This window comes from Streptomyces sp. NPDC005151 (assembly GCF_053599875.1).
Genome location: NZ_JBSFYR010000189.1, coordinates 1 through 5,663 on the forward strand (window position 1 = coordinate 1; position 5,663 = coordinate 5,663).

Annotated in this window: 3 protein-coding genes and 1 pseudogene; 1 reads left to right on the top strand and 3 read right to left on the bottom strand. The window is 69.6% G+C overall.

Annotated features, from left to right (window positions below):
- Positions 1-398 (bottom strand): annotated as a pseudogene (locus ACWD6R_RS39560) (peptidase); the annotation flags it as partial.
- Positions 399-1,660: 1,262 nt separating this feature from the next.
- Here ACWD6R_RS39560 and ACWD6R_RS39565 point away from each other — a divergent pair.
- Positions 1,661-4,591, top strand: coding sequence for an ATP-binding protein (locus tag ACWD6R_RS39565; protein ID WP_451823188.1), 2,931 nt, complete (start codon positions 1,661-1,663; stop codon positions 4,589-4,591).
- A 23-nt stretch (positions 4,592-4,614) separates the two neighbouring features.
- Here ACWD6R_RS39565 and ACWD6R_RS39570 read toward each other — a convergent pair whose 3' ends face one another.
- Complete coding sequence (locus tag ACWD6R_RS39570) at positions 4,615-4,977, bottom strand: hypothetical protein (RefSeq protein WP_451823189.1); 363 nt, start codon at positions 4,975-4,977, stop codon at positions 4,615-4,617.
- Between the two features lie 82 nt (positions 4,978-5,059).
- A complete protein-coding gene (locus tag ACWD6R_RS39575; RefSeq protein WP_451823190.1) occupies positions 5,060-5,548 on the bottom strand; it encodes a hypothetical protein in 489 nt (162 codons plus the stop codon).
- Positions 5,549-5,663: the final 115 nt, after the last annotated feature.

Below are 5,663 nucleotides of genomic sequence, written 5' to 3' on the forward strand. Positions count from 1 at the left end.
GTGCTCGCGTCGTCGTAACCCTGGCGGATGAGCCCGGTGACGTTGAAGAGTTCCTCGTCGACCATGTCCGCGGCCAGCGCGTTGACGGCGGTGTCAGGGTAGACGTAAAGGTCCTTGCCGGACTGCCGGGTCTGCACCAATGGGACGGTGCCGTCCTCGCGCGGCAGCGCGGTGACCGAAGCGGCCCCCGAACTGTCCGTACTCACCAAGACCTTGTCGCCGGTGACCAGGGTCACGGTGACCGGTTTACCGGCCTTGGCCTCTGCAGCCGAACTGCCGGTCAGTGGTCTCTTCGCGATCGTGTCGTCCTGCGGCGCTGCCGTGGACGGTGCGATCGCGCTAGCAGCCAGGACGGCGGCGGTGGCCGCCCCCAGTGCCGTACGCGATATCGGATGCATCGCTCTCCCTAAATGAAGCCGGAACACTTTTAAACAAATCGCGGTATTCCGAATGCTGTTGGCGCTGCGGTGACGTCACATTGGCAGGGCGACGGGCGTTTGGGGGGTGATGTGCATGGCGGCTTTGCGCCGTGGCCACTTTGTGCCACGACCGGCGCCCACAGAGTCCGAAATTGTGCGGATTTAATGCGTTCGGGAGGGGGGTCGAGGGTGCTGGGATCCTTCGATCTCGACGAGATGCAGGAGTCGGCGTACCGCGCGCGTGGTAGTGGGAGCTGCGTGAGGTCTCTGACCTCACAAACTGGCTGACACTTCCCGAGTCGGACAGCGAACGGGCGCTGCGCAGACTGGAGCGACAGGGCCCCGCCGCGCAGTCGTCCGCCCGCACCGGGCGGAGGGCAGCGGCGTCGCCGGGGGCGCCATGGGTGCGCTGCCGGCCCAGCGGCGCCATGAGGTGGAGCAGGCGGCGCTGCTTGGATCACCGGATGAATGCGGCAGAGTCCGCCGTGCACGACTTGGTCCGCCTGGTAGAACAGCAAGGCATCCGGGATGACCGCCTCACCGCCCACCACCGGGTGGTAGACCTCGGGGATCCAGTCCAGCGCTCGGCACGGCTCGCAGCGGCGGCGCGCGTCCTGGATGAAGGCCAGTCGCGTCTCAGTCACCGTCAACGCGTGCCCGACCCGCAGCCGCACCGCGGTCCGATCCGACACCATTTTCGACGGCCGCCGCCCCCGCAACTCCGGCCACTCGGAAGCGACCTGCACGCCGTACTGGGTGGGGAACCACACCCGCAGCCGTCCGGCCCGGGGCAGGGTGATGCGGTCGACCAGGCCCTCGGCGCGCAGGGGGCCGTCGGCGACCTCGTGCACCACCTCCCGCTGCAGCGGGAGGGAGTGCAGGTGGGCGGGCAGGGCCAGGCGGGCGTCGGCGGGGCCGTGACCCTCGCGCCCGGTCTGCAGCGGGCGCCGGACGAGCAGCCGACCTTGAAGACCCTCCGGGCGGATGGGAGGCTTTGACCTGGGTGGCGCCGGAGGCGCAGCCGCGCTTCTGGAGTCCTTCGGTGGCACCGGTCCAGCTAATGTCGCCTCGGCGAGACCGTGGACGAGCACCCAACGGAGGCAGGGATGAGCGACGGCGCTCCGGGCCGAGGGCCGAGGCGAGCAGATCGAGGCTGTGGAGCGGGCCGAGACGGATCGCATACCGGCGGAGAAGACGAACCGCGCTACCGCCAACGGAGCGGACGCATACCAGCGGGTGAGATGCGGGGTAACCGCTCGGCGATCGTGTCGCCCGGCATGGTCGGACGCGAGCACGAACTCGCCGCCCTGAGTATGGCGCTGTCGGATCGGCCGGTGATCGTGCTGGTCGAGGGCGAAGCCGGGATTGGCAAGAGCCGGTTGGTCCAGGAGATGCTCGCGTCGCGTACCCCGGCCCGGCGGGTGCTACTGGCGACCTGCCCGGCGTTTCGGCAGCCCTTCACGTTCGGCCCGGTGGTGGACGCGATCCGAACGGCGACCGAGGATGTGGTCGGGCTTGGCCTGAGCGGGTTGGCGGGGGCACTCCGGCCGCTGTTCCCCGAGTGGGCGTCGGCGCTGCCGCCGGCGCCGGAGCCGGCCGAGGACGAGGCAGCAGCACGACACCGGCTGTTCCGGGCCCTCGAGGAGATCCTCGATCGGCTGGACATCGGGTTGCTCGCGGTTGAGGACGTGCATTGGGCAGATGAGGCAACCCTGGAGTTTCTGCTGTTTCTGGCATCACGTCCCCGGCAACGGGTCAGCCTGCTGGTGAGCTACCGTCCGGGGGAAATCGCGCCGGACTCTCTGCTGCTGCGGTTGTCGTCGCGGCAACCGGCGGGAACGAGGCGGCTGCGGCTGTCGCTGGAGCCGTTGGACGTCGCCGGGACTGCCGACATGGTGGCCTCGATGCTCGGCGGGGAACAGGTCTCCGACGAATTCGCGGCCTTCCTGCACGACCGGACCGATGGGCTTCCGCTCGCCATCGAGGAGTCCGTGCAGCTGATGTGGAACCGCGGCGACCTGATACGGCGGGACGACTCCTGGATGCGGCATCGGCTGAGTGAGATCGACGTACCGCCAACGGTGCGCGACGCCGTGCTGGAACGCAGTGCCCGGCTCAGCCCGGCGGCGCAGGCGGCGCTGCGCGCGGCCGCCGTACTCACTGACCCCGCCGCCGAGGACACCGTCTTCGAGGTGATGGCGCCGGCCGGCGAGCCGGCGAGCCGGCTGGCCGGCCTGGCGGAGGCGGTGGGTTCCGGGCTGCTGAGGGAGGACCCGCGTGGGCTGGTCTCGTTCCGGCACATGCTGGCATGTCGCGCCGTGTATGAGGCGATCCCGATGCCGGAGCGGCGGGCGATGCACCTGCGCGCCGCGCACATCCTCGAAGGCGTCGCCCCGCCACCGGTCGCCCAGTTGGCTCGCCATTTCCGAGAGGCCGGCGACACGGCGGCGTGGTTCCAGTACGCGGAACAGTCTGCCGACCTCGCCCTCGCCTCGGGCGACGGCGCGACGGCCATCGTCCTGCTGCACGATCTGCTCACCAACGCCGAGCTGCGGCCCGCCGATGTGGTCCGGCTCACCGACAAGTTTCCGTTCGGCCTGCTCAGCGGGCGCGAACGCTACCGTGAACTGATGGATGCCCTCCGCCTGGTGCTGGACACCGGTGAGCCGACGCCGATCGAGGCGGCGGAGATCCGCTTCCAGCTCTCCCGGCTGCTGACGCAGATGGAGGCGTTCGAGCAGGGCCGGACTGAGATGGAACGAGCGCTGCCCGACCTCGGACACGACCCGGCGAAGGCAGCCCGCGCGATGATGTTCCTCGGCCTGTCGTACGGGACGACGACGCCAGCGGCCGAACTCCTCAGGTGGCTGCGGCAGGTGGCGCAGGTCCCGGCTTCGTCGATGGCGCCGGCGGACCGGCTGAGCCTCCGAGCCGGACGGGCGAGCGGACTCCTGGTGCTCGGTGAGGAGGAGGGGTGGGCAGAGGCGGCGTTGATCGGCGACGACGCGCCCACCACCGCCGAGAGGCTGAACGTCATTGCCACCCAGCTCAACGTCGGGCATATGGGACTGATCTGGGGGCGGTACGCGGAGGCGAGGCGGGCGCTCACGCTGGCCATCGGGCTGGCCGAAAAGTATCAGTACCCCAAGGATCACGGGATGGCGCGGGCAACGCTGACCCAGCTGGACTGGCTCACCGGTGCCTGGGGCGGCCTGGCCGATCGGGCCGGAACGCTGGCTGGTGACGAGGAACTTCTGCAGCCGGTTAGCCGCCTGACGCCGACCATGGTCGTCGGATTGCTGCATGCGGCCCACGGCGACCAGGACCGCGCGGACGAGTGCCTGCGGACCGTCCTTGCGCAGGCGGACCGGCAGGGCGGGGCGGAATACTGCGTCGAGCCGGCCGGCGCCCTGGCCAAGCTCCGGCTGGACCTCGGACGGATCGACGACGTGCTGAAGGTGACCGACGAGCCGATCCGGTTCATCGCCGCAAAGGACACCTGGATCTGGGCCACTGAGCTCGCCCCGGTGCGGGTCGAGGCACTGCTCACGGCCGGCCGGGTCGGCGAGGCCGACGACCTCGCCGAGGCCTTCGCGGCCGGAGTACATGGCCGCCGCGCGCCTGCCCCGCACGCCGCCCTGGCGACCTGTAGGGCGATCCTGGCCCAACACCGACGCGATCCCCTCAGCGCCGCCGCCCTGTTCGCCCGTGCAGCCGAGGCGTGGCAGAGCCTCCCACGGCCGTACAACGCCTTGCTCAGCCGTGAGCGACAGGCCGCCTGCCTGCTCCGCGCGGACCGGTTGGACGCCGCGCTCCCCGTCCTTGCGGAGACCTTCCAGGGACTGTCCGCCCTAGGTGCTCGTGCCGACGCCGTACGCGTCATGTACACCCTGCGTGCGCACGGTGCCGAGGTGAAGCGCCCGTCGTGGCGGGGTGGACGGCGCAGCTACGGCGATCAGCTGTCTCCTCGGGAACTCGACGTGGTCCGGCTGCTCGTCGAGGGCCGGACCAACCGGGAGATCGCTGGCGTCCTCTTCCTGTCACCGAAGACGGTCGCGCGGCACCTGGAAGCAGCGATGCGCAAACTCGAGGTGTCGTCCCGGACGGCGTTGGCCGTTCGGGTCGTCGAAGCCGGCGTCGTCGCCAAGGGCCCAGCCAGCGACGACCACTAGTCGCGGACTTCGCACATGGGGTTTTAGCTCTCCAGCCAGCGGGGTTTTGTTTCGTCGATGCCGAGGAGTTCGAGCAGGTGTGCTTGGACTCCTCGGTTGATCAGTATGGTCGGCGGGTCGGTGGTGGTGCCGGGCCGGAGCGTCAGGCTGGCCAGGTGGTAGAAGATCATTCGGCCGGTGGGGCGGACGGCGCGGTTGTCGGGGTAGAGGCCGCGCATGGTTTGGTCGGGGCCCAGGGCCTGGCGGACCTGGCGTTCGATTAGGCAGAACACCAGTAGAGCCAGGCAAATTACGGTGATCAGGGCGGCGATGCGTCGGTTACGCTGCGAGAAGACGGGAGCGACCGCGAGCGGGCCCTTGAAGTCGTGGTAGCGGCGTTCGACCACGCTCTGGCCTGAGTAGCGCAGAAGGATGTCGGCGGCGTCGGCCTGCTCGGGGGTGAGGTTGGTCAGCAGTGCGTACCAGCCGTCAGCTGCGGCTTCGGCGTCGAGGACGTCCTGGTCGAAGTGCCACTGAAGGTTGCAGCGGCTCTCCGCGTTGGCGCCGATGGTGGTGCGCAGGCAGTCCTGGGGTGCGGGCGATCACGCCGATCCGCGCGGCGATGTTTTCGGCGGTGCCGTAGTAGCGGCCGCCGGCTTGGCGCTGGAGCTTGTCCAGGTCCTCGGCGGCACGGGCGAGGCGTTTGGTGCGGGCTTTTTCCTGGCCACGGGCGTTGCTGGTGGAGTGAACCAGGATCCGGCGCAGGGTGTGTGACGGGTCGCTTTTGCGGGGGCCTGCCAGGCGGTGGGTGTCCTCCAGAACACGGTAGAGGTCGCGTTCTTCAGCGGGCCTGTGCCTGTCGCGGTCCGCCGTGTAGTCCATGACCTGCGCGTCTTGGATGTTCAGGGCCGCGTAGATGCTGTCGGGGACCCTGGCCGCCGGGGCGGGGGCGATGTAGGCGACGTTCGCGTCCAGCAACGCGCTGACGTTGGGGTAGGACTGAATCGTTCCGGGTTCGGTAGAGACTCTAAGTTGTGGCTGTGACCAGCGGTTTTGGCTGGTTCTGGAGGTAGTAGGTGGCTTCGTACTCGGC